Annotated in this window: 22 protein-coding genes; 8 read left to right on the forward strand and 14 right to left on the reverse strand. The window is 64.8% G+C overall.

What is annotated here, in order from left to right:
• Positions 1-213: 213 nt before the first annotated feature.
• The 5 genes from SOM10_RS04300 (at position 214) to SOM10_RS04320 (ending at position 6,729) form a co-directional block, all read left to right on the forward strand.
• Positions 214-1,197 carry an ABC transporter permease gene (locus SOM10_RS04300; RefSeq protein WP_053096532.1) on the forward strand — a complete coding sequence of 328 codons (984 nt, stop codon included), beginning with the start codon at positions 214-216 and terminating at the stop codon, positions 1,195-1,197.
• On the forward strand, positions 1,197-2,120 hold the full coding sequence (locus SOM10_RS04305) for an ABC transporter permease (RefSeq protein ID WP_053096534.1): 924 nt from the start codon (positions 1,197-1,199) through the stop codon (positions 2,118-2,120). Before SOM10_RS04300 ends, SOM10_RS04305 begins: the two co-directional genes overlap by 1 nt.
• The gene (locus SOM10_RS04310; protein ID WP_320488585.1) at positions 2,117-4,048 is read left to right on the forward strand and encodes an ABC transporter ATP-binding protein; all 1,932 of its coding nucleotides are present in this window, start codon (positions 2,117-2,119) and stop codon (positions 4,046-4,048) included. Before SOM10_RS04305 ends, SOM10_RS04310 begins: the two co-directional genes overlap by 4 nt.
• Before the next feature lie 117 nt (positions 4,049-4,165).
• Entirely contained in the window at positions 4,166-5,878 is a 1,713-nt protein-coding gene (locus SOM10_RS04315) for an ABC transporter family substrate-binding protein (RefSeq protein ID WP_053096539.1), read from the forward strand.
• A gap of 83 nt (positions 5,879-5,961) precedes the next feature.
• Positions 5,962-6,729, forward strand: a complete 768-nt coding sequence (locus SOM10_RS04320) for an alpha/beta fold hydrolase (protein ID WP_072591399.1) — start codon at positions 5,962-5,964, stop codon at positions 6,727-6,729.
• On the opposite strand, the gene SOM10_RS04325 is transcribed toward SOM10_RS04320, so the two are convergent.
• Entirely contained in the window at positions 6,680-7,945 is a 1,266-nt protein-coding gene (locus tag SOM10_RS04325) for an MFS transporter (protein WP_320488586.1), read from the reverse strand. The two genes, SOM10_RS04320 and SOM10_RS04325, sit on opposite strands and share 50 nt — an antisense overlap.
• 236 nt (positions 7,946-8,181) lie before the next feature.
• Here SOM10_RS04325 and rpsT point away from each other — a divergent pair, with 236 nt between their 5' ends.
• The gene (gene rpsT / locus SOM10_RS04330; protein WP_053096545.1) at positions 8,182-8,442 is read left to right on the forward strand and encodes a 30S ribosomal protein S20; all 261 of its coding nucleotides are present in this window, start codon (positions 8,182-8,184) and stop codon (positions 8,440-8,442) included.
• A gap of 127 nt (positions 8,443-8,569) precedes the next feature.
• On the opposite strand, the gene holA is transcribed toward rpsT, so the two are convergent.
• A complete protein-coding gene (gene holA / locus SOM10_RS04335; RefSeq protein ID WP_053096547.1) occupies positions 8,570-9,607 on the reverse strand; it encodes a DNA polymerase III subunit delta in 1,038 nt (345 codons plus the stop codon).
• Positions 9,608-9,647: 40 nt separating this feature from the next.
• On the reverse strand, positions 9,648-11,939 hold the full coding sequence (locus tag SOM10_RS04340; protein ID WP_320488587.1) for a ComEC/Rec2 family competence protein: 2,292 nt from the start codon (positions 11,937-11,939) through the stop codon (positions 9,648-9,650).
• Between the two features lie 332 nt (positions 11,940-12,271).
• On the opposite strand from SOM10_RS04340, the gene SOM10_RS04345 reads away from it, so the two are divergent.
• Both SOM10_RS04345 and SOM10_RS04350 read left to right on the forward strand, forming a co-directional pair.
• Positions 12,272-13,066, forward strand: a complete 795-nt coding sequence (locus tag SOM10_RS04345) for an SDR family oxidoreductase (protein ID WP_320488588.1) — start codon at positions 12,272-12,274, stop codon at positions 13,064-13,066.
• Between the two features lie 171 nt (positions 13,067-13,237).
• Positions 13,238-13,975, forward strand: coding sequence for an SDR family oxidoreductase (locus tag SOM10_RS04350; protein WP_320488589.1), 738 nt, complete (start codon positions 13,238-13,240; stop codon positions 13,973-13,975).
• A 94-nt stretch (positions 13,976-14,069) separates the two neighbouring features.
• On the opposite strand, the gene SOM10_RS04355 is transcribed toward SOM10_RS04350, so the two are convergent.
• The 11 genes from SOM10_RS04355 to SOM10_RS04405 all read right to left on the reverse strand — a co-directional run bounded on the left by SOM10_RS04355 (position 14,070) and on the right by SOM10_RS04405 (position 24,849).
• Positions 14,070-14,438, reverse strand: a complete 369-nt coding sequence (locus SOM10_RS04355) for a DoxX family protein (RefSeq protein ID WP_320488591.1) — start codon at positions 14,436-14,438, stop codon at positions 14,070-14,072.
• A gap of 149 nt (positions 14,439-14,587) precedes the next feature.
• Positions 14,588-15,343 (reverse strand): SDR family oxidoreductase, encoded by a 756-nt coding sequence (locus SOM10_RS04360; RefSeq protein WP_320488593.1) that lies wholly within the window; start codon positions 15,341-15,343, stop codon positions 14,588-14,590.
• A gap of 113 nt (positions 15,344-15,456) precedes the next feature.
• Positions 15,457-16,734 (reverse strand): FAD-dependent monooxygenase, encoded by a 1,278-nt coding sequence (locus tag SOM10_RS04365; protein WP_341850233.1) that lies wholly within the window; start codon positions 16,732-16,734, stop codon positions 15,457-15,459.
• A 25-nt stretch (positions 16,735-16,759) separates the two neighbouring features.
• A complete protein-coding gene (locus SOM10_RS04370) occupies positions 16,760-17,455 on the reverse strand; it encodes a helix-turn-helix domain-containing protein (RefSeq protein ID WP_320488597.1) in 696 nt (231 codons plus the stop codon).
• A 119-nt stretch (positions 17,456-17,574) separates the two neighbouring features.
• The gene (locus tag SOM10_RS04375) at positions 17,575-18,138 is read right to left on the reverse strand and encodes a TetR/AcrR family transcriptional regulator (protein ID WP_285363242.1); all 564 of its coding nucleotides are present in this window, start codon (positions 18,136-18,138) and stop codon (positions 17,575-17,577) included.
• Between the two features lie 59 nt (positions 18,139-18,197).
• A complete protein-coding gene (locus SOM10_RS04380) occupies positions 18,198-19,208 on the reverse strand; it encodes an NAD-dependent epimerase/dehydratase family protein (RefSeq protein WP_320488600.1) in 1,011 nt (336 codons plus the stop codon).
• Between the two features lie 90 nt (positions 19,209-19,298).
• Complete coding sequence (locus SOM10_RS04385) at positions 19,299-20,033, reverse strand: SDR family oxidoreductase (protein ID WP_285363244.1); 735 nt, start codon at positions 20,031-20,033, stop codon at positions 19,299-19,301.
• 70 nt (positions 20,034-20,103) lie between these two features.
• Positions 20,104-21,030: an RNA polymerase sigma factor SigJ gene (gene sigJ / locus SOM10_RS04390; RefSeq protein WP_320488602.1), complete on the reverse strand. Its 927-nt coding sequence runs from the start codon at positions 21,028-21,030 to the stop codon at positions 20,104-20,106.
• Positions 21,031-21,053: 23 nt separating this feature from the next.
• Positions 21,054-22,376: an NAD(P)/FAD-dependent oxidoreductase gene (locus SOM10_RS04395; protein WP_320488604.1), complete on the reverse strand. Its 1,323-nt coding sequence runs from the start codon at positions 22,374-22,376 to the stop codon at positions 21,054-21,056.
• A 63-nt stretch (positions 22,377-22,439) separates the two neighbouring features.
• Complete coding sequence (locus SOM10_RS04400; RefSeq protein WP_320488605.1) at positions 22,440-24,023, reverse strand: SLC13 family permease; 1,584 nt, start codon at positions 24,021-24,023, stop codon at positions 22,440-22,442.
• A gap of 67 nt (positions 24,024-24,090) precedes the next feature.
• On the reverse strand, positions 24,091-24,849 hold the full coding sequence (locus tag SOM10_RS04405) for an SDR family oxidoreductase (protein ID WP_341850234.1): 759 nt from the start codon (positions 24,847-24,849) through the stop codon (positions 24,091-24,093).
• Positions 24,850-24,851: the final 2 nt, after the last annotated feature.

Below are 24,851 nucleotides of genomic sequence, written 5' to 3' on the forward strand. Positions count from 1 at the left end.
GCTTATGCCCGCTTCGTGCGATCCGGTGATATTCTGCCGAGGTTGCCCGGGAGCCATCCGTGACACCGGATCCCGTGAGCGATAAGACTCCGTCACAGACCAAGTGCAGGCGTCGTGTCGCGCAGATCGGCTGATGGTGATTGACTGTCTTCCCGGCTCAGCGTTGCGTCGGCGGATCCCGCGCGCGTCTGTAAAAGAGAAAGAATCATCACCTTGATCAAGTATCTGTTGCGCCGCCTGCTGGGATGGGTGCTGATGATCGTCATCGCGACGAACATCACCTACTTCCTCGCGTGGCTGTATCTCGATCCCGAGAACAACTACGTCGGACGTCGACCTCCGCTTTCGCCCGATCAGATCGATGCGCTGCTGAAGCCTCGCAACCTCAGCGAATCGGTCCCCCTGATCGAACGATGGTGGACCTGGTTCTCCAGCATCCTCTTCCGCTGGGACTGGGGAGTCGGCCCCACAGGCGAGTCCGTCAACGAGCAGGTCGCATACCGCGTCTGGATCAGCGCCGAGCTCGTGCTCGGGGCGACGATCATCACGACCATCCTGGGCATCGCACTCGGTGTCTACACGGCATCCCGTCAGTACAAACTGGCCGACCGCATCGGTCAGGGCACGAGCATCATCACGATGAACATCCCCACGGTCGTTGCGGGATTCGCTCTGGTTCTGCTCGCGATCAACTTCAACAACGCGGTCGGCACGACCGTCTTCTACGTCGTCGGATCCTCCAGTCAGGGGGTCGAGGGATTCTTCCCCGTCCTCATAGACGTCCTCCAACATCTGACGCTCCCCACACTCGGCCTGGTGCTCACGGGCTACGCGTCCATCCACTTCCTGCAGCGCTCGCTGCTGCTCGACAACATCAAGGCGGACTACGTTCGCACCGCCCGTGCCAAGGGACTCACCAAGCAGCAGGCCATCCGCAAGCACGCGCTGCGGACGTCGCTGATCCCCGTCACGACGCAGGTCGCGTTCACGATCCCCGCGGTCTTCACCGGAGCGGTGCTGACCGAGACGATCTTCAACTGGAACGGAATGGGTCGGTACTTCATCCAGACCCTGAACAACAACGACATTCACGGCGTGGTCGCAGTCGCGGCGTTCGGCGCCCTGATGACGGCGATCGGCGCGATCCTCGCTGACGTCGCCGTGGTCGTCCTCGATCCGAGAGTGCGGGTGAGCTGATGTCCCTGGAAGCCATCGGGGTGTCCCCCGAGATCGCCGAGCCGGAGAAGCCGAAGAACCGCAAGCGCACCTCGATGCTGACGCTGTACACGCGTCGGTTCCTGCGCAACCGCGGTGCCCTGATCGGCGTCGTCATCCTCGCGCTTCTGGTGGTGTTCGCGATCGTGGGACCGCTCATCGCGCCGTACTCGCACACCGACCTCGACTTCCTCGCGCTGCGCCAGGCTCCCTCGGCCGAGCACTGGTTCGGGACGAACGGTTCGGGCAACGACAACTTCGCCCAGGTCGCCGTCGGTCTTCAGCGCTCCATGATGATCGCTGCCCTCGTGGCCATCGGCACCACGGTCGTCTCTGCACTCATCGGTGCCACCGCCGCCTACTTCGGCGGCCGGTACGAGCGGATCATGCTCGCGATCATCCACTTCATGATGGTGGTCCCGAACTTCCTGATCCTCGCGATGATCTCGAACGACGCCGGCGGGAACTGGCTGGTGATCTCGCTCGTCATGATCTTCGTCGTCGGCTGGTTCTTCCCTGCCCGGATCATCTGGACCCTGTCGCTGTCGATCCGCGAGCGCGAGTACGTGCATGCCGCTCGCTACGCCGGGCTCTCGGGGATGCGGATCGTCCTGCGTCACATGCTCCCGAACATCGGGTCGCTGCTGGTGATCAACTTCACGCTCGGCGTCGTGTCGGCCGTCCTCACCGAGACCGCGCTCTCGTTCCTCGGCTTCGGTGTGAAGCTGCCCGACGTCTCGCTCGGGGCCCTGATCGGCTACGGCTCCAGCACTCTGGTGAGCGCACCGTGGCTCTTCTACTTCCCTGCAGCGGCGCTCACCCTGCTCACCGTCTCGATGGCTCTCATCGCCGACGGTCTGCGCGACGCCCTGGATCCGACCTCTGCGGCTGGAGGTCGCGCATGAGTACTGTCCTTTCCGTCCGAGACCTCAAGGTCAGCTTCCCGTCGGAAGCCGGTCGAGTCGATGCCGTGCGCGGCGTCTCGTTCGACCTCGAAGAGGGTCGCACCCTCGGCATCGTCGGCGAATCCGGTTCGGGCAAGTCCGTCACCTCGCTCGCGATCATGGGCCTGCTCGACGACAACGCCAAGGTCACCGGGTCGATCATCTATGACGGCCAGGAACTGCTCGGCAAGTCCGACAAGCAGCTCTCGGTGATCCGCGGCAACGGGATGGCCATGGTCTTCCAGGACCCGCTGACCTCGCTCACGCCCGTGTTCACGATCGGCGACCAGCTGATCGAGGCTCTCACGGTGCATCGTCGGCTGTCGAAGAAGGACGCCTGGGATCGCTCCGTCGAGCTGCTGAAGCTCGTCGGGATCCCCGAGGCGGAGCGCCGCATGAAGGCCTTCCCGCACGAGTTCTCCGGCGGCATGCGTCAGCGTGTCGTGATCGCGATCGCGATGGCCAACAATCCCAAGCTCATCATCGCGGACGAGCCGACGACCGCGCTGGACGTCACCATCCAGGCGCAGATCCTCGAGCTCATGGAGAAGGCGCAGCAGGAGACCGGCGCCGCGATGATCATCATCACGCACGACATGGGGGTGGTCGCCAAGACCGCCGACGACGTGCTGGTGATGTACGCCGGCAAGCCCGTCGAGCAGGCCCCGGTGCGCGAGCTGTTCTACCGCACCCGGATGCCGTACTCGATCGGCCTTCTGGGTGCCATCCCGCGGGTGGACAAGACCGAGAAGGTGCCGCTGATCCCGATCAAGGGCAACCCCCCGCTCCTGATCAATCTGCCGGATGCGTGCCCGTTCGCGGCGCGATGCCCCATCGCGATCGACGCGTGCCTGCAGCGCGAGCCCGATCTGCTCCCCATCTCCACCGAGGGTCACTCCGACCACTCCGTCGCCTGCATCCGCGCGAACGACATCGACGACGACGGACGCATCGGCGGGCTCCCCGTCTTCCCCGTCCCGGAGATCCCCGAGAGCGGGCTGGCGAAGGTGCCCCGCGAGGATCGTCCCATCACCCTCGAGGCGGTCAACCTCAACAAGACCTTCCCCCTCATGAAGGGTGCGCTCTTCAAGCGCAAGGTCGGCGAGGTGCACGCCGTCAAGGGGATCAGCTTCGACATCCGCCAGGGCGAGACCCTCGCGATCGTCGGCGAGTCGGGCAGCGGGAAGACGACGACGCTCCTCCAGATCATGGATCTCGTCGCCCAAGAGGACGGCGACATCCGCATCGGCGGCACGAGCGTCGCTGACATCAAGAACCGAGCGGAGGAGCGAAAGCTCCGTCGTGATCTTCAGATCGTCTTCCAGGACCCGATGGGGGCGCTGGACCCTCGCATGACGGTCTGGGACATCATCGCCGAGCCGATGCTCGCGATCGGCATGAGCAAGGACGACGTGTTCGATCGCGTCGAGGAGCTCATGGGGCTCGTGGGTCTCGACCCGGCGCACAGCGACCGGTTCCCCCAGGCGTTCTCGGGCGGTCAGCGTCAGCGCATCGGCATCGCACGAGCGCTGTCGACCAACCCCAAGATCGTGGTGCTCGACGAGCCCGTCTCGGCTCTCGACGTCTCGATCCAGGCCGGCGTGATCAACCTGCTCGACGAGCTGAAGGCCAAGCTCGGGCTGTCCTACCTGTTCGTGGCGCACGACCTCGCCGTCGTACGCCACATCGCCGACCGGGTCGCGGTGATGTACAAGGGCTCGTTCGTCGAGCACGGAGACGTCGATCAGGTGTTCGACGATCCGCAGCACCCCTACACGAAGGCGCTGCTCTCGGCGATCCCGATCCCCGACCCCGACATCGAGCGCACGCGCGAGCGGATCATCCTTCCCGTCGAGGGTTTCGACGCAGAGGCCGTCGCCGTCAGCTGACCTGTGTACCGATGTGCACAGTCCGATAACGGTTCCGTGTCACTGGGGTTTCGCCCGAGAGTTGCGGGGTTAGTCTGCCCCTATCCCAAGTAAGGCCGACAGGCACTAAGGAGTACCATGAAACGGCATCAGAAGCTGATGGGCATCGCTGCTCTCGGCGCCGCCTTCGCCCTCGTCATGAGCGGGTGCGCACCGGCAGGCAACGGCGGCGGCAACAGCGGTGAAGGCGAAGCTCAGACGGTCGAGGGCGCGGACTACAACCCGCAGCCCCGTGAGAACCTCGCAGAGGGCGGCGAACTCCGCATCCCCGTCTCGAACATCGCCGAGCAGCTGAACTACTTCCACAGCGACGGTGACGCCCGCGTCACCCAGATCGGGACGTGGTTCCGCCCCCAGATCCTGCTGATGGATCCTGACGGCACCGTCAAGAAGAACGACGCATACCTCGACGACTACTCCTTCGGTGTCGAAGACGGCAAGACCGTCCTGCACTTCAAGGTCAACGAGAAGGCCGTCTGGAACGACGGCACGCCCATCGACGTCACCGCGTTCAAGGCCACCTGGGAAGCCCAGAGCGGCGAGAACGAGGAGTACCAGCCCAACGCGACCGACGGCTGGAAGGAGATCGAGTCCGTCGAGGCCGGCGAGAACGACCGCGACGTCATCGTGACCTTCAAGGGCGAGTTCGCCTGGCCCGAGATGGTCTACTCGCAGCTGCTGCACCCGGCCGTCAACACGCCTGAGCTGTTCAACACGGCGTTCCTCGGCGACTGGCACCCGGAATGGGCCGCAGGCCCTTACACGGTCGACAACTTCGACAAGACCGGCGGCGTCGTCACGCTCGTCCCGAATGAGAAGTGGTGGGGCAACGCCCCGCTGCTCGACAAGGTCTCCTTCATCCAGATGGAGCCGACCGCGGCGGTCAACGCACTGCGCAACGGCGAGGTCGACATGGCCGAGACCGGCAGCGCCGAGCTGCTCGCACAGGTCGAGGGTCTCGAAGGCGTCAAGACCTACAAGGGTCAGGCGACCGCGAACGCGATCTTCACGCTGAACTCGACCAACCCGGTGCTGTCCGACCTCGAGGTCCGCAAGGCCGTGTTCGAGGCGATCAGCATCGAGCAGGTCAAGGACATCGTCTTCAACGGTCTGAACTACACCGAGGAGCCCGCAGGGTCCCTGACCCTCTTCTCGTTCCAGCCTGACTATGTCAACGCGCTGGAGGAGGCCGGCCGCAAGGACGGCGACACCGAGGGTGCCAACAAGCTCCTCGATGAGGCCGGCTGGGTCGCCGGTGCCGACGGCATCCGCGAGAAGGACGGCCAGCGCTTGTCGCTCGTCTTCCCCGTGCACTCCGACACCGAGACCGCACGCGCGCGTTCGCTCGCCGTTCAGGCGCAGCTGAAGGAGGTCGGCGTCGAGGTGACGATCGACACCCGCCCGTCCGCTGACTTCGCCGAGGACTACACCACGCAGAACGGTGACATCTTCTTCCTCAACTTCACGTCGTCCGACCCGTTCGGTGCCGCCTGGTTCTGCCAGCTGTACTGCTCGGACAGCGGCCTGAACCTGTCGGGCACCGGCACCGAGGAGATCGACACGATGATCCACGAGGAGCTCGAGACGATCTCGGACCCGGTCGAGCAGACCAAGAAGGCCATGGAGATGGAGTCCGAGATCTTCGCGAAGACCTGGGGCATCATCCCGGTCCTCAACGGCCCGGAGATCTGGACCGTCAAGGAAGGCCTCGCCAACCTCACGCCCGAGCCCTACGTGGGTCTCGACCTCTTCGGCATCACGCCGGTGGAGAACGTGGGATACGAGAAGTAATCCATTCGGAGCCTGACTCGTCAGAGCTTCGCAGCGGGGTCGGTGGTCCATCCACCGGCCCCGCTTTTCTCTATGCTGAACGCGTGAGCGTCCAGATCGTCTTCGTGCACGGCATCCGTACGTCCGCGACGATGTGGCGGTCGCAACTCGCCTTCCTCGAGGAGCAGGGCATCGGGGCCGTCGCTGTCGACCTTCCCGGGCATGGCACCCGGATGGAGGAGGACTTCACCCTGCACGAGGCGCTCCACACCATCGACGTCGCGGTGCGCGACGCAGCGACGCGAGGTCCCGTGCTGCTCGTCGGGCACTCGATGGGCGGCCTGCTGACACTCGCCTACGTCGGCGGAGCGGAGGCACCGAGGGTCGCGGGGCTCGTCGCCGCGTCGTGCACGTCGCTCCCCCGAGGCGCCGGTCTCGCGGCGTATCGCGCGATCGCGCGCGCCGTCGATCGGCTGCCCGATCGCGGGATGTGGATCACGAAGCGCATCCTCGAAGCGACGATCCCCGAAGAGACGCGCTCCGATTTCGCCGCCGGCGGCTATGCGCTGGACACCCAGGACACGGCACTGCGAAATCTCGCCACGCTCGATCTCGCGACAGCGGTCGCCCGCATCCGCGTGCCGCTGTGGTTCGTGAACGGACAGTGGGATCAGCTGCGAGTCAACGAGGCCCTCTTCCGACGGCTCGCGCCTCACGCAGAGCTCATCGTCGTGCCGCGCACCACGCACCTCGTCACGGCGATGCGTCCGCAGATCTTCAACGCCGTCCTGCGGTTGGCCGTCGCGACCATCGAATCCGAGGCTACGGGTGAGGCCGCGGCTCCCGCGCCGGCTGCCTCGCCAGAGCCGTGAGCGCACCGCCCACGAGCGACAGCACGGCGGCTGCTGCGAACACCAGCCAGAATCCCCCGACGAGCGCGACGAGCCCCGCCCCGAGCACCGGGCCGATCAGCTGGCCGAGTGCCGCCGTGACGTAGACGATGCCGAGGTCACGGGCGTGGTCCCTCTCGCCGGGCAGCAGGTCGGCGGCGAAGGCGAGCCCGACGGTCGAGAACGCACCGTAGCCGAGCCCCATGAGCGCGGCGGCGACCATCGTCGCCTCGAAGGTCGGCACGACGGCGATCACGACGCCGGAGGCCGCCTGCACCAGGGTCGCCAGGATCGTGAGGGAACGCCGGTTGCCCGTGCGATCGGAGAGCACACCGGTGAACACCGATGCGAGCACCACGAACAGCGTGTAGACCACGATCAGGAGCAGCAGGTTGTCCTGCGCCACCGTCGTCTCCTGGTGCAGACCATGGAGCAGGAAGAAGAGGAACAGTGCAGTGCCGAGCGCGTTGCCGATGTTGGTCACGAGCCGGCCCGACAGCATCCAGGCGAAATCCCGATCGCGCAGCGATGCCAGCAGATGACGATCACGCGTCACCGGAGTCGCGTCGACAGCCGCGGGCGGATCGGGCAGAAGCAGCGCTGCGCCGATTCCCACCGTCGCGATGATCGCGGCGAGCAGCAGGTACCCCTCACGGATACCGAGCCCGAGGAGCACCACGAGCCCGACGCCGAGCACGATGCCCACCGCCTGACTGGAGCCCACGGCGGCGGACGCGGCGCCACGCTGGGTCGCCGGGAGCTGGTCCGCTATCAGTGCGGTGAAGGCGGCCGACGACACCGCGACGCCGATCGACACCCCGACCCAGGCTCCTCCCACGGCCCAGGGCCCGTCACTGAAACCGGTCACCACGAGGAACAGCGCGGTGACGAGCACGCCACCGATCGCCCATGGTCGCCGACGCCGCCGTCCGACGGCCGCGCGATCCGACAGCGTCCCGGCCAGCGGGCCCGCGACGATCCCTGCGAGACCGCCGATGCCGAGCACCAGCCCGGACGAGATGACGCCGGGTATCCAGTCCTTCTCAGACGTGTTCAACTGCAAGGGGAGGAGCAACTGGACCGGAGTGAGCTGCACCGTCCAGATCGCCAGCCAGGCGAGCGTGAAGACGGTCATCCATGGCGGTCCGACTCTCCGCAGAGCGGACACCGGCGATCCGGATGGGAGGGCGGGGCTCATGTCGCTCCTTGACGTCGGGGTCGCGACGCGAGTGTCGGGATACTGATGATTGTGCACCCACACGCACCGACACCGCATCAGTGACGAGGACACCTCGCTCGTTTAGGGTGAACCGCCCGGATGCTGGTAGAGTTGTTTCTTGGCTTGCGTGTGGGTTCTTCCCTCACGACCGCCGAGTGGAAGCCCTCTTCTTCTGCCGGCATTTCCTAACAACTCCGTACAGAAAGCGTCCACACGTGGCAAACATCAAGTCGCAGATCAAGCGCAACAAGACCAACGACAAGGCTCACGAGCGCAACAAGGCCGTGAAGAGCGAGCTGAAGACGCACATCCGCGCGACCCGCGCCGCTGTCGTCTCCGGTGACAAGGCTGCAGCCGAGGCTGCTCTGAAGGCTGCCTCCCGCAAGCTCGACAAGGCCGTCAGCAAGGGTGTCATCCACCAGAACCAGGCTGCGAACCGCAAGTCCTCCATCGCCAAGCAGGTCTCCGCTCTCTGAGCCGATTCCACGCCTGACGGTGTGACAAGAGCCCGTCCCGTTCGCGGGGCGGGCTCTTTCGCGTGCTCGGAACCGTATGTGCCAGCGATCTCGACGGACGAGGCAGCTGCCGCGCGTCAGACCGCGCTCACTCGCCGAACGGCTGGCGGGTGGCGATGACGGTGAGCATCCGCTCGAGAGCGAAGATCGGGTCGCGGGCGGCACCCTTGACTTCGGCATCGGCGCGCGCCGTCGCCTGGATGGCCATTCCCAGCGAACGCTCGTTCCATCCGGCGAGGTCGCGTCGCGCACGGTCGACCTGCCAGTCCTTCATTCCCAGTCGCTGCGCGAGCTGACGGCTCGGCTCGCGGTTTCCGGCGACGCGCGCCATGGTGCGCAGCTTCATGGCGAACGCCGCGACCATCGGCACGGGGTCGGCGCCGGAGGCGAGGGCATGGCGCAGGGCCACGAGAGCCTCGCCATAGCGTCCGGCGATCGCCGTGTCAGCGACGACGAAGGCAGAGACTTCGACCCGCCCGCCGTAGTACTTGGTGACGACCTCTTCGGTGACATCGCCCTCGACGTCGCCGATCAGCTGCTGGCATGCCGCCGCGAGCTCGGTGAGATCATCGGCGAAGGCCGAGACCAGAGCGCGCAACGCAGGCGGGGCGATCCGCTTCTTCGCCGCAGAGAACTCGCCGGCAGCGAAGTCGACGCGGTCGCCGTCGCGCTTGATGGCCGGGCACGGAATCTCGATGCCGTCGCCCGTCCCGGCGCGCACCGCATCGAGCAGCTTCTTGCCTCGGACGCTGGCCCCGGTGTGGCGCAGGATCACTGTCGCACCCTCCTGCGGGTGGTCGAGGTAGGACACAGCCTCCTGCAAGAAGGCATCCGAGCACTTCTCCACCCCCGACACACGCACCAGCCGGGGTTCCCCGAACAACGACGGCGAGGTCAGCGCGAGGAGAGTCCCGGGCGCGTAGTCATCAGCGCGGACATCGGTCACCTCGAGCGCGGGGTCTTCGGTGCGGAGGTAGTCGCGGACTCCGGCGATCGCGCGCTCTGCGCAGACCTCCTCCGGGCCGAACACGAGCACCACCGGCGCCGGACGCGGATCGCGCCACGACACCTGCGGGACCTTGGCTGCCTTGGTCCCACCGCGGGAAGGAGTACGAGAAGCAGCCATGCCTCCAGACTACCGGGGGCCACAGACGTCGACCCCGTCGTCAGGGTGGCTGCTTCTCGGCCCACAGCTGAAGCTCCTCTCCCGCGAGGCCGACGAGGAGACGGCCCTGCTGGTCGGTCCGCAGCACTCGCGCACCGGCAGCTTCGAGCGATGCCAGAGTCTCCGCTCGCGGATGCCCGTAGTCGTTGTCGACGCCTGCGCTGAACAGCGCGACACTCGGGTGCAGGTCCTGATAGAGCGGGAAGTCCTGGTCGGCGCTGCCGTGATGGGCGACTTTGACCACCGCGTAGCCGCCTCGGAGATGCGCGGTGCGTTCCAGCATCCGCTGCGCCTCCCCCGATAGGTCGCCCAGGAAAAGCGAGCGGGGTACGCCGCCGCCACCTATCTCCAGAACCACGCTCTGGTCGTTGCCCGGCGGGAACGCCTCCGACCCACGTTGCGGCCACAGCACCTGCCAGGACGCCGCGCCCAGGTCACCCCGCATGCCCGCTGCCGCCTGACCGACCGTCGCACCGCCGTCGGCGAGGTGCTGCAGCATCCGCTCGTCACCGCTCTCCCCCGGTGGCCCGTGCAGCACCGCGCCGACTCTCCCCTGAACAGCCTCGACCCCGCCGGTGTGATCCAGATCGAAGTGCGTGAGCACGAGCAGATCCACGCGTTCGACACCCAGTTCGCGCAGACACGAGGCGAGCGGCTCCGGTTCCGGCCCGGTATCGATCAGGGCGATCGCCCCCTTCGAGCGCACGACGAGTGCGTCTCCCTGGCCCACATCGCAGGCGGCGACCGACCATTCGTCGGGAGTGGTCGCGCTCGCCAGCGGACCGTTGAGCACCACATGCGCACCGCCCAGTCCGAGCGCGACTGCCAGCACGGCGGCTGCGACACCCCTGACGACCGGCACCGCGCGGTACCCATCGGCGAGAATCACCCCGATCGCCGCGCTCACGACGCCGACCAGCACGGCGCTGGCGATGCCGGGCACCATGGCGATCTGAGCGAACGGCAGCCTGGCCGTGATGCTGGCCGTTTGCGCGATCCACGCGGCGGGCAACCATGCCGACGCCGCCAGAAGGTCGGCGAGAACGCCCACCGGAGCGGCGAGACACGCGAGGAGGCCGATGACAGTGGCGATCGGCGCCGCGGGCGCAGCCAGCAGGTTCGCCACGAGCCCCACGAGAGACTGCTGCTCTGCGAAGAGGGCGATGACGGGGCCGCACACGAGCTGTGCGGACGTCGGCACGGCGATCGCGAGAGCGAGAGGTTGCGGCATGAATCGCGCGAGTCCGCGGGTGAGCGACGGCGAGAGCAGGATCAGCGCACCCGATGCGGCGACCGAGAGCGCGAATCCCGCAGTCGAGGCCAGCCACGGGTCGGCGATCAGGATGCTGCTCGCGCTGAGCGCCAGCATCCCCGCACCCGCGCTCGGCCGCCCGAGAAGCAGTGACAGCATCGCGACACCCGCCATGACCGCCGCCCTGACCACGCTGGGTTCCGGCGTCACGAGGACGACGAAGCCCGCGAGACCGAGAGCGGCCGCGACGACTCGAGTCCCCCGTCCGGCGCCGCACAGCGCAGCCAGCCAGAACACCGCCCCGACGACGATGGCGCAGTTCGCTCCGGAGACCGCCGTCAGGTGGCTGAGACCGCTGGTGCGCATGTCATCGTTCAGCTCGGTCGACACCGCGCGGGTGTCGCCGACTGCGAGTCCGGGAAGCAGACCCGCTCCGGGCTCGGGAAGTCGCTGCGCCCGATCGATGAAAGCGCTGCGCAATCCGGCCGCGACCGCGAAGACCCCGGATGCCGGCTCCTCGACCGACGCCTCGCTCGCGAACACGACGAGCGCTGCCCTCTCCCCCGGATCCGTCGCCGCCGCCTCGCCCTTCACCCGGACCGTGGCACCGAGATCGAACCCCTCGGCCGGATCGATGCCAATCCGCACCGGAGCCGATGCCGCCCGCACCGACCCCGGCGACCCGATGCCCGTGAGCTGCACCTCCATCCACAGGCGCCCATCCCGACCGACCGACGCCGAGGTGCTGACCTCCCCCGTCACCTCGACCACACGTCCGTCCCACGACGCGGCGCCCTCGCGCGCCGGTGTCGCGACCATGACTGTGATCGACACCGCCGCCGCAGCTGCGAGCACGACGAGCCCCACGCCCGCCGCCGATGCTCGAACGGCACGGCGCCGCAGCATCGCACCCAGCACCACGCATGCCCCGACGACCCCGACGAGCACGCACCACCCCGCCGAGGGGGGTACGAACACGCCGAGCAGCGCGACCACCCATACCGCCCCGGCGATGGGGAGAAGACGCAGATCGCGCCTCACCCGCGTGCCCTGTCACGACTGCCTGTCAGCATCTTCTCGCTCAGATCCTTGGTCTCGGCTGGCTCGGACATCGAAACACCATACGAGTGCGCCATCAGTACGCTTTGCCGCCGTCCCAACGACCGTGGAGAACGCCGGAAAGCTGCTCCATGTGCAGACCGGTCGAGGTGCAATCAGTTCCGGGCCACCTCGTCCCTAACCGGAAGAGCAGAACCGGCACGGCACACGCACAACGACCTTCGGCGTAACGTTGCTCATCAATCGTCTCCGATATGCGTGAGCGCTACTCCAGTTGTCGGACGAGACAGCACAATGGCGGAAGGGACCCTAAAATGCGCATCGACCTCGAAGTCAAGGCCGCCCTGGTCACCGGCTCTACCCAGGGCATTGGGCGAGCGATAGCAGCGACATTGGCGGACGCGGGAGCTCGTGTCGCCATCAACGGGCGCTCACCTGAAACCGTTGCGTCCGTCGTCGCTGATCTCGAAAGCGAGGATCCGAATCGTGACCTGATCGCGGCTCCCGGTGACGTCACGGATCCGAATGGTGCAGATGCAGTGCTCGCTGCCGTCGGCAGCGTCGACATCCTCGTCAACAACCTCGGCATCTTCGGCTCGGCGCCCGCCCTCGACATCACTGACGACGAGTGGCGGCGCTACTTCGATGTGAACGTGCTCGCAGCCGTTCGGCTGATCCGCTCGTCGCTTCCCGGGATGAAGGAGCGCGGCTGGGGTCGGGTGCTGAACATCGCGAGCGACTCGGCGGTCGTCATACCGGCGGAGATGATCCACTACGGGATGTCGAAGACGGCGTTGCTCGCCGTCTCCCGCGGATTCGCGAAGGACGCTGCGGGCACCGGCGTCACGGTCAACTCCGTGCTCGCCGGCCCGACCCACACTGGCGGCGTGGAGGACTTCGTCTACGAGCTGGTCGACAGGGATCTGCCGTGGGACGAAGCGCAGCGCGAGTTCATGAAGTTGCACCGTCCGCAGTCGCTGCTGCAGCGACTCATCGAGCCCGAGGAGATCGCGAACATGGTCGCGTACCTCGCATCCCCACTCGCGTCCGCAACGACCGGTGCCGCGGTACGCGTCGACGGCGGCTACATCGACTCAATCATTCCCTAGGGCCTGCCGGACACGACGAGTCGACACGTCAGAACACGTAAACTCGCGCTCACAGTCGATACTGACCTCGGCAGCGCTGACGAGCTGAGCGAGGCGTCCTCACATTACCCCGACGTGAATCGTCACTCCTTTGTGGGCGGAACCACCGCTTCACGGAAGGAGTATTAAGTCGTGAAGGTGCTAATTGCGGGCGGGCGAGGACGAGTCGGCTCGAAGGTCGCAGATCTGTTGGAGCAGAACGGCGTGGAGGTGGTCTCCGGCGGACTCGACGACGGCGTGGACTACATCCAGGGCACAGGGGTCGCGGAAGTGCTCGAAGGCGTTGACACCATAATCAACGTCCTGAATACCGGGCGTTTCGATAAAGAAGGTGCTGTTGACTTCTTCGAGGGGACGACTAAAGCACTGTCCGCGGCGGGTGAGCGAGCTGGCGTCAAGCATCACATCCTTCTCTCCATCGTCGGTGTCGGAGAAGGTGACGCGTCGGAGATCGGCTACTACCTCGGCAAGGTGGCGCAGGAGCGCGCACTCAAGGAGGGAACGCTTCCCTACACGATCGTGCGTTCTACCCAGTTCCAGAGCTACGTTCCGGTCCTCGCCGACCAGCACACGGTGGAGGGCAAAGTGATGGCGCCTCGCGATCTGATTCAGCCCGTGGAACTCGATGAACTTGTAGCGCTGCTGGGCGAGGTCGCTCTGGCTGCAGCACCGCTGGGCGAAGTGGAGATCGCGGGGCCGGAGCGTTTCCATATGGACGACCTGCTGCGTGGAACCCTCGCCGCATCCGGTGACACACGCGAGGTGATCACGGTCGAGAGCGACGGGCCGATCGATGCCATGGTCCCTCGCGGCGAGTATCGAATGGGGAGCGTGCTCTACCCGGTTCGCGACATCCCGACCGCGGACTGAGCTCTAGAGCTCGTCGGTATATCGAGTGCCCGTCTACCGCCAGATCACGGTAGACGGGCCTCGAGATCGCGTGCTCTGTTCTCTGCTGCCTTGCTTAGTCGCGTATCACCACGAAGCCAAGAAGGGCGCTGAGCAGACAGAACGCAGCCAGCACGAGCGGGAACGTCGCGCGTTCTTTGCGGCGCAGGTGAGTCCCGATCGCGCCGAGAAGCAAGAACATGAGCGCGAGCGCCGAGATCGGAGCGAGAACTCGCGCGATTCCAGTGACCAGCGGGGCAACCAATCCGATCGCCCCAAAGATCTCCGCGAACCCGATTACCTTCTCGGATCCGCGCGGAAAACTGTCTACCCAACCCATACCGGCAGCGCGAAGATCATCCCTTGACCGACTTAGCTTGAAAGAACCAGTCTTGGCGAACACTATCGCCAGCACGCCGTTCAATATCCAGAGCAGTATCACCATGAGTCACAACCTCCGACGCCAGTATCCCGATCGGAACTCGTGCAGCGAGAGAGTCAATCGACTCACAGAGCACGTGAAATCGCTGCCTGCGCTTCGCACCGACCGATGGGAGTACGGCCTAAGTCGGCCGCGACGAGAGGAGTAGCGATTTACCTGACTCTGGTGGCGGATCCCAGCCAGTCGTCGAAGGTGGTTGCGCTGATGCGCGACACGCTTTCGTCACCATGCAGCGCCCCCGATGCGAGACCAGCGCCGTACGAGCCCGGGAAGCGAATGTCCAGTGCTCGACGAGAGATGCCGTCGTGGGCATACATACGACGCACCATGCCAACGAGCGTCTCGTTCTGAGGCCCGATCAGGTCTTGCGCGCGCCCTGCAGGCGTCGACTCGGCGACCTCGATGAGATGGGCGCCCACCTCGAACGCGGCCACGGGACGCGAAAGAGTTCTCGGAACGAGGGTGACGGGTCCTACTGTCGTCTGAGAGGCAATCTGCTGGGCGAACTCGTGAAATTGCGCCGCGCGAGCAATGGTGTGCGGCACATCGGACGCAAGGATGAGGCGCTCTTGAGCCAGTTTTCCGGCGTAGTACGAGGTGTCGATCGAATCGATGCCCACGATCGACAGCGCCACGTGATGTGAGACGCTGGCCCGTGCTTCTGCGGCCAGAAGGTTTCGCGTAACGGTGCTGAAGAAGTCCACGGCCTTCTTGGTGGAAAGCGTGGTCGTGTTGAGGACATCGACGACGACATCCACTCCGACGAGCGCTTGATCTAGGCCGGCGCCGTCGATGACATCGACACCGTTCTTGCGCGAGAGGACGACGACCTCGTGGCCGCGCTGCTGCGCCGAGCTCACGGCGTGACGCCCGACCGTGCCGGTTCCACCTGCGATTGCGATCTTCATGGATTTCCCTTCGTGGTGAGGCGATCGAGGTGTGCCTCGAAGTATTGACGACACAGGCACCACAGGTGTGAGGTGTGCTCGCCCTCACCCCCACATGAGGCCGATGTGCACGATCAGGCGACGAGCATGTGCTCTCCGTTGTTGGATGAGGGCGCCGGAGGGAGAACGACATCAGTGGTACGCGAGTCGGCTTCACTGTGCAGCAGTCGATCGAGGACGAGGTGCCCGTAGCGTCGACGCGACAACCACGCGATCATGTGCCGGAGGGCGATCTGGCGACGGCTTCTCGGGACGAAGAGAGCCTGCTGGGTGACGCCGATCTGCTGATAGTTCTCGATCGTCGGGCGCATCGTTTCTTCCCAGTGGGAGAGGGCTTGGTCGACATCCTCCGGGTGCCGCTCTAGAGCAGATCCCAGGACGTCGGCCCCGATCAGTCCCGCGGACACTCCCATCCCCGCAAACAGAGTCACGCACCACGCGGCGTCGCCGACCAGAACCACTCTTCCGCGGTGCCAGCTCGGCATGTGTACTTGCTCGACCGTGTCCCACAGAGGTGAAGGCGCGTGTTCCGCCGCTTCGAGCACATCGCTGAGAGTCTCGCCGAGTGGGCTGTCGCTGAACACCTCGCGTAGCCGTTCAGCAGGCATCTTGGCGCGTTCTCCCGCGGGGTCGTCCGTGCGATAGCTCAGCATCATGGTCGGGTCGTGGTCGGCGAACCCGAACCCCCACAGGGCACGGTCCGGTTCCACGAGGGTGAGGCTCTGACCCGTCCGCATCCCGCGAGGTTGACCCTCGTACTGGAAGGCGTAGATCATGTACCCGAACGATTGCAGGAAATCCTCGTCGGGTCCGAACGCCAGCCGTCTCACGGACGACCTCACGCCGTCAGCTCCGACCACTAGGTCGAACCTCTCGGTTCGCTCCGTACCGTTCGCGAGGTTGCGGAGAGTGACGTCGACCCCATCTCCATCGGCGTCCACAGACACCGGAACGGTCGAGTACCGGATCTCGACGTCGTCAGGAAGCGCTTCGAAAGCCGCGTCCTCGACATCGCTGCGCAACAGCATCCAAGGCGAACCGGGAAGGTCCTTGAGTCCGAGCGCACGCTGGGACCGCAGTTTCCGATCCGTGAGAAAAGTGCGCCCCTGCGGATTGCGGTCATGGAGGAACGGAAGGATGCCGAGTCGTTCGGCGGCGTACCGTCCCGCTTCGAAGAGACAGATGAAGTACCCGCCACGCCTACGATCCGCGGAGCGTTCGATGAGGACTGGCTCCCACCCGGCGGCGGCCAGGCGCCCCGCGGTAGCAAGTCCAGTCACCCCCATTCCCACCACGAGAGCACGACGTTGGGGAAGTTGGATGGATTCTGAGTAACTGACTGTTTTGGTCATATGGTCAGTTTACTCTCCTTCTGGCCTACGAGGCGATCTTGCTGAGCACGAGATCCGTACCTTCTTCTAGGTAGCGGATGATCGTTTCACTTGCCGCTGTCACCTCACCGCGAGCCGCACGCTTCTCCCCCAGAACCGCCGCCATACTTCTTCCGAAGATCTCCGGTGTATCAACCTGTGCGTCACCATCGGCCTCAAGTTCGTGACTGAAGAGAAATCCTCGGAACACGGCCAGCACAGCGTAGGCCTGGTCTTCCAATGTCCAGTCGTCGCTCGCGAGAGAGCCTGCGCGCCACGATGGCAGGACGGCCATCATCAACTTCTCCGGGCCGAGCGCATCCGTGATGGCTTTCGACCGTGGGTCGGCAGCCAGAACCCCGAGAAGGTCTTCGTCTTCCAACAGGACGGCACGAACGAAAGGCCGTCCCGGCGCAGTTCTCAGCAACTCCGGGAAAAGACGAGACGGGCGCGCGAGATCAGGATCGGCGCTGAACTTCCGAGTGAACTCCTCAGCTAAAGCCAAGAAGTCGCGAGCGATCAATCCAAAGATCAGGTCCGTTCGACTCGCCCAGTAGAGGTAGACCGTGCCCTTGCCGACTTTCGCGCGCTGGGCGACTTCCGCGATGGTTACGGCACGTTCGCCTCGTCGGAGAAGGAGATCGCTGGCGGCCGCAAGGATGCGCGCCGCAGTGTCGGAGCTGTGCTCGGGTAGGCCTGGCATCAATGCATTCCTCTTCACTCGCTTTGACGGCGCTCGCGCCGCTGTAAGTCCATCCTGATCGCAACGAGCCATGTCCGGAGTGAGCCACTCGCCGATGCGGGCCCACCCGTCGGCCGCACTTACGCGCGCGACTTAGTCCAGACCGACTCTGCCAAGAAGTCCAGCATCCTTGCTCGCTGGGTCACCAGATCCGGGGAGTCAGTGGTCAAGATGATGCCCCCTGTCGACAACAGCAACTCCTCGGCCGTGAGCCTCGGTGTCGCATCGTCTCGCGCGTCAAGGATCATCGCCACAGCCGCGATGTTCTGCTCGCGGCTGTGTGCGTGGGTGCCACTTGCGAAGGCGCTGGATCCTCCGGACGCGATCAGGTTGCTCTTCACTCCGAGGTACGCGGCAAACAGGTCCATCCAGCGTCTCAGGGCTTGCCGCGGTTCCATCTGCAGGAGTAATTGAGGGACGGCATCGGTCAGTGATCGGATCTCGTCCGCGTAAGCGGCATCGATGAGATCCTCTCGCGTCGGGAAATGACGGTAGACCGTGCCGACCCCCACGCCAGCTTCCTTAGCAATATCTGTGAAGCTGGCGTCGCCGCCACGCTGCGCGAACACTCGGAGCGCGGCCTCGAGCACACGGGCTCGGTTTGCACGCGCGTCCGCCCGAAGTGGTCGGCTGGTCGAGCTCATGCGTCCGCTTTCGTCTGGGCAAAGGGTGTAGCCCGTTTATAGCACCGCTCGCCCGCGACTCACTGATCGAGGAGACCGAGTCCCGTCAGTGAATCCGCTGTCGCGACGATGGTTTCTCGCACCGGACGCGGCACCCATCCGAGAAGCTGCTTCGCCTTGGCGTTGCTGATCAACGGAATCGTTGCGGCATCCGATCCGTCGCTGCTCATGCTGTCTTCCAAATCGGGGACGCGAGATGCGCGCTCACCGAGCGACTCCTTGAGCATCCTTGCGACGTCCAAGAAGCTCACGGACGGTCCATCGGCGACAGCGAGGAATCGCTCGCCGGCGGCAGCGGGGTGGGTCAACGCGGCCAGATGCAGCGCAGCTGTGTCACGCACATCCACCACACCGAAGTGCTGCCTCGGCACGCTCTTCATGGCGCCATCGAGCATCGCCTTGACGAACCCCACGGACGTCGAGAGCTTCGGCCCGAGCGCAGGCCCGAAGATTCCGACCGGATTGATCACGACGAGATCGAACCCGGGGTTCGTCGTAGCGAAGTCCCATGCCGCGCGTTCCGCAACAACCTTCGATTTGATGTAGGGCTGGAGATCCCCCTCGGGATCAGTCCAATCAGCTTCCGTGTAAGACGCAGACTCCTTCGGTGAATATCCGACCGCAGCGAACGACGAAGTCATAACCGTCCGCTCTACACCGGCGTCTCGCGCAGCTCGAAGGACACGAATCGCTCCGTCTCGTGCTGGAGCGATGACTTCATCCTCATGAGCGGGCGCGGATGCAGGGAAGGGTGACGCGGCGTGCAGCACGAATCTGGCCCCTTCCATTGCGCCGGCCCACCCCGCGTCTGCATCAAGCTCCGCGAGGACGATCTCCAAGTTCTCGAGCGAGGCCTGTCCTGCGCGTGTCAGATCCTCACGTAGTTCATCGCCGCGCCGATCCTCACGAACCGTTGCGCGCACTCGGTATCCAGCGTCTAGCGCTTGGGCCACAAGGTGGCTTCCCAGATACCCATTCGCACCCGTGATCACAAGGATGTCGCGCGGGGACTGGTGGTCGTTGTCGTACATGCTGCTTCTTCCTGTCAGTGGCCGCGTCATGCGGACATGAACTGGAAACGCCAGTTATCCGGAATCTATTCCGGATAACTGGCGTTCGCCTCACAGCGATGTCGAGGACGGGTAGCGGGTCTTGCCGCTGCGATGGTCTCCGAGCGGCACGAGGGAGTCAAGAGCGTCAGCGCCGAGAGCCGTACCCTCTACCGTCACGACCGGACGTTCATCGTTTGCCAGCGAAAGCGACGAGCGCAGGAGCTCGTCGAGAGTGAAAACTTCTGGCCCGGCCAGATCGACGGTGCCATTGAGCGGTGCGCCCTGAGCGATCTCAGCCAGCAGCTCGACCACGTCGTCCACATCAACCGGCTGAAGCTTCATCCGCGGCGCGTTGACCGCTCCGTCGACGGTGAGCCAGTCGGCGATCGTCGGCACGAAGTCATGAAATTGAGTTGCGCGGACGATCGTGAACGGGATGTCGCCGTCGCGGACAGCGTCTTCCTGAGAGACCTTGCCCGCGTAGTATCCGTTCGCGAGCGCGCGGTCGGCGCCCACCACGGAGAGCAGCACGTGGTGGCGTACGCCGGTAGAGTGCTCGGCGGCGAGGACGCGTTCTGTGGTTCCACGGAAGAAAGCAGTCGCTGCCGCGGCATCCATCTCCATCGTGTTGAGGACGTCGACGACGGCGTCAACGTTCTCCATCGCCTCTCCCAGGCCTCGACCGGTGAGAGCGTCGACACCGTTCCCGCGCGAGGCGGCCGTGACTTCGTGTCCGAGTTCGCGGAGGCGCGCAGTGAGGCGTGTGCCGACATGTCCGTTGCCGCCGATGATCAGGATCTTCATTGGATGTTCCCTTCCCGTCCGACACCTGTCGGCTCATCATCATGACGATCCGGGGCGCGGTTTTGTGAGGTCAGTGCCTCGCTCGCCACGCGCTGAGCTTCGCGGGATTGACCTGGAGCCATACGTCGGTAACCAAGCCGCCTCTGACCTTGATGTTCATCACGCCTCTGGGGTGCCCTTGATCTCTCATCACGAGAGCGATGCCGTCACCGGTCCTCTGCTGATCCATGACGAGCGACGGCCGCTTCTGCAGCATCCCAATCATGAAGCGGGCCACGTTCGACACTCCGAGAACCGGACGGCGGGCAGAGTTCACAATCCCTCCGCCATCTGCCCGGAGGGTGACAGACGGGTCCAGCATCGCCATCAATGGCACCAGGTCCCCGTCCGCGCATGCTGCCGCGAAAGCCACGATGACCTCGTCGTGCTCGCGTGTGCGACCGGGAACGACATCGTGCTCGCGTGCACGTCGACGTGCTGAAGCGGCTAGTTGCCGGACGGCCGGAGTGCTGCGTCCGACGATGGTGGCGATCTCATCAAACGGCACGGCGAAGACGTCGTGCAGCACGAAGGCGACCCTCTCCGCGGGAGTCATACTCTCCATGACGATCAACAGCGCCGTGCTGACTTCTTCATCGAGAGACACCTTGTCCAGCGGATCCGCGTTCGCGCTCGATGCCGCAAGCGCGTGGCCCGAGAACAAGTCGGAGGGAACAGGCTCCGGCAGCCATTCGCCGATGTACTTCTCCCGCCGAACGCGTGCGGAACCGAGGACGTCGAGACAGACTCGGCTCATGACCCGTGTCAGCCATCCTTGCTTGTTGGCGACCGCGGCTCGTTCCGCATCAGTCATCCGGTACCAGCGGATGTACGTCTCCTGCACGGCATCTTCTGCCTCGGCGATCGTTCCGAGCATGCGGTAGCCGATCGCTACGAGTCGTCGTCGCTCCGCGAAGACATCGAGCAGACTCTCGTCCTGCCCATCTGGCTCGGACATGCGATGAGGATCCCCACTGGCCGTCACTCGTCCACCTTCCCACCGGTGAGGAAGGCGCGGCGAGGGTCTTTCACAGACGCGAGAGAGGTGATGTCTCGACCCGCGAAGACGGCACTGATCCAAATGAGAAGAACGCGGAACTTCCGCTCCCACGTCGGAACCGCCAACACGTGATAACCGCGGTGCATCACCCATGCCGGAAATCCGGTGATGACGATCTTCTTGTACTGGAAGATTCCCCGCCCCAGCCCGAGCGTGGCGACAACGCCAAGGTTGTGGTGGACGTAGTCGGCCGGCTCTTGCCCTCTGAGCGTCGCGATGAGGTTCTTGGCGAGACGTTTGCCCTGGCGCACAGCGTGCTGAGCGTTCGGGACAGCAAGCGCTCCTGCCCTCGGAGCCACCAGGTCGGGCACAGCCGCATCATCCCCGGCCGCCCACGCATCCGTTACGACGACACCGTCGGCGTCCTCGACGCGAAGGTCGGCTCGAACGCGTACGAGACCGCGCTCGTTGAGAGGCAGATCGGTGTGAGTCGCGACAACCGGGTTCGCTGCATTGCCTGCGACCCAGACGATGAGTCCGCTGTCGTATTGCTCGCCGGTGGAGAGCACGACGTGCCCACCTACAGCAGACTGCAGTTGAGCGTTCAAGTGGATCCGGCCACCGCGCTTCTCCAGGTGACGCACTACCCAACGCCCCGGGCCTGCGGTCACCTCAGGGAGAATCCGGCCCTGTGCTTCGACGAGATGGAAGGAGATATCGGTGGGGGCGAGCTCAGGGTAAGACTTCAGGAGAGCCGTAGCCAAAGACAGCGTCTCCCCGAAGCCCTCGACGCCGGAGAAGCCGCCGCCAACGAACGTGACGGTGAGGAGTTTGCTGCGTTCTGGTCCCGCCGGCAAAACAGACGCTCGATCGAAGGCAGTCATGATGTGGTCACGGATTGCGACCGCCTCCTCGATCTGCTTCAACCCAATCGCCTCCTCGAGAAGACCGGGGATGGGGAAGGTACGAGTGACGGCACCAGCGGTTACCGCGATGATGTCGTAACTGATCGGAAACGGTCCGCCGTCTTTGGGAGTGACGGTCACGGTGCGAGACGCATGATCGATTCGCGTGACGGCTCCGGCGATGAGTCGCGTGCGTCGAAGGTGCCGTCGCAGCGGAACTGCGACATGACGCGCTTCCACTGAGCCCGCGGCTACTTCGGGAAGAAAGGGCTGATACGTCATGTACGGCCGAGGGTCGATGACTGTGACGCGTGCTTCGCTCGAGCGGAGCTTCTTCTCCAACTTCCAGGCGGTGTAAAAGCCCGCATACCCGCCGCCGACAATCACGATGTCCTTCACGGTGCTACCTTCTCTCTCTCAAATATGTGACGACGCAGCGGCCGCAGATGTGAGGACGGTGCGTCAGAACGGCCAGACGAGCGGAACGTAGAGGACGGCGACAGCGACGTACAGGACCGTCAGCGGCAGCCCTGCCCTCCAGTAGTCGCCGAAGCGGTACCCGCCCGGCTGCATGACCATGAGGTTTACGGGCGTAGAAACCGGGGTCAAGAAGGCCGCCGCGCCGCTGACAGTCAACGCCATCATGAACGGAAGGATGCTCAGTTCAAGTGTGGCGGCGACAGCGACGGCCACAGGCGCGACGACAAGTACCGTCGCGACGTTCGACATGAACATTCCCAGCAGAACCGTCGCGATGCAGATCGCCAGCAACGCGAGCTGTGGGGCGGCGGTCCCTACCAGCGCCAGAAGACCGGTCGCGACGACATCGGCCGCCCCGGTGGTTATGAACGCGGTTGACAACGGAATCATGCAGGCGATGAGGACGACCGACTCCCATGACACCGAGCGAAACGCCTGAAGCGGTGTGAGGACTCGAGTGATGATCAGCGCGCCGACGGCGAGTAGTCCGACCATCACGGCCGGTATGAGTCCGGTTGCAAGAAGCACGATCATCGTCACCAGAATGGTCAGCACGCGACGAGCGCCATGTCCGAGAGGGACACCACGCTGAAGCGATCGCGGGGACGTCACCGCGATGACATCTGACGATGCAGCATAACGGTGCAACGACTCCCAAGGCCCATGGACAAGCACCGAATCACCAGCACGGAGGACGACACCGTCAGTATCAGGGTCCGATGCCCTGCCGTCGCCCAACCTGCTGTGGGCCAAGACCACCAAGTTTTCATCCCGGGTGCGCATACCCGGGCTCACGCGGCGTCCGATGAGTGTTGATCGAGGTGCGATCAGGATCTCGATGACACCCTCATCCGGGCCGAAATGATGACCAGGTCTCACGTCCACGTCATACGTTGCGCCCCATGCTCTAGCGCTCTCCTCGGGATCGCTCACCTGTTCGTCGAGACGTTCTGCCACTCGATGCGGCAGCAGGGTCCCTCCCAGCGCAGCCGTGAAGCCGATCGTCAAAACAACGAGCGGAACCCCCACCAGCGCGAACTCGAAGAAGCCGAACTCGCGTTCACCGGATTGTGCCGCGATGTCAGATACGACGACGTTTACGGGAGTGCCGGTAAGCGTGAGGAGGGAGCCGGCGCTCGCGGCGAATGCAAGTGGAATCAGCATCCTCGAGGGCACGATGCCCGCTCGAACCGCGACGACAACCACGATCGGGAGCAGCGCGGCGACGGCGCCGTTGATACTGATCAAAGCAGCTAGGCCTGCGGCTGCGAAGCCGATCACGAGGGTGAGACGACCACGACGTCTCCCCGCCCGCCTCAGAATCTGCTTCCCGAGCCACGCCGTCACACCGGTGGCAACGAGTGCTTCCCCGACGATGAAAAGGGCAGCGATGAAGATGACGAGCGGATCTCCGAAACCAGCGAACGACTCTTCCAGCGTCAACAGCCCGGTTGCCCACAGCGCGATCGGCACGGCTGCTGCAACGAGGACCGGTGGAAGGCGATTCGTGACGAAAGCGGCCACCACCGCGAGAAGTAGACCGAAAGCGACAACCACCTGATCCATCGGTCGCACCTCTGCTTTCCTCGTTCGCAGCCCGTTCGATCGACCCGTTGCCGTGCGGCTCAGCTCTTCAATCGATTCGGGTGTGGTCTGGGGTGGTGAGCCACTTGTTGAACGTGAGAGCGGACTGTTCCCTATCAGCGGATCCGCGCAAGGAACCAGAGGCGAGCCCGCGCGCATAGCGACCGGGGAGTCTCAGTTCGATGGCTTTTCTTGAAGCGCCATCGAACTCGATCATTCGCCGCACCATACTGATGAGCGTGTCGTCCTTCGGGCCGACAAGATCGGGAAGGCTCTCGCGCGGCCCCGCCTCTGCAGAATTCACGAGTCTGCGAGCGACGTCTCGAGCGGCGACCGGCCGAGTAAGAGTCCTCGGGACTAGGGCAAGACCGGCGAATGATGTCTGCCGGACGACTTGCTCGGCGAACTCGTGAAACTGCGCAGTCCGCACGATCGTGTGAGGAGTCCGAGCTGCACGCACGGCATGCTCCTGTGCCAGCTTGCCCGCATAGTACGAAGAGTTGATCGCATCGATACCAGCCACGGAGAGCAGTACGTGGTGTCCCACGCCAGCTTCCGTCTCGGCCGTTTCGAGGTTTCCTGTGACGGCAACGAAGAACTGTGTCGCCGTCACAGCGGAAAGCGTCGTGATGTTGGAAACGTCGATGACGCAGTCCACTCCTTCGAGGGCTTTCGTCAGCCCCGCGCCCGTCAAGAAGTCCATTCCTCGGCTGCGCGCGAGAACCACGACTTCGTGGCCCCGCTCCGCAGCGATTCGTGACACGTGACTCCCGACCGTGCCTGTTCCTCCGGCTATGGCGATCCTCATCG

The sequence above is a fragment of the Microbacterium sp. CFBP9023 genome, from assembly GCF_034045055.1.
Taxonomy (GTDB): Bacteria; Actinomycetota; Actinomycetes; order Actinomycetales; family Microbacteriaceae; genus Microbacterium.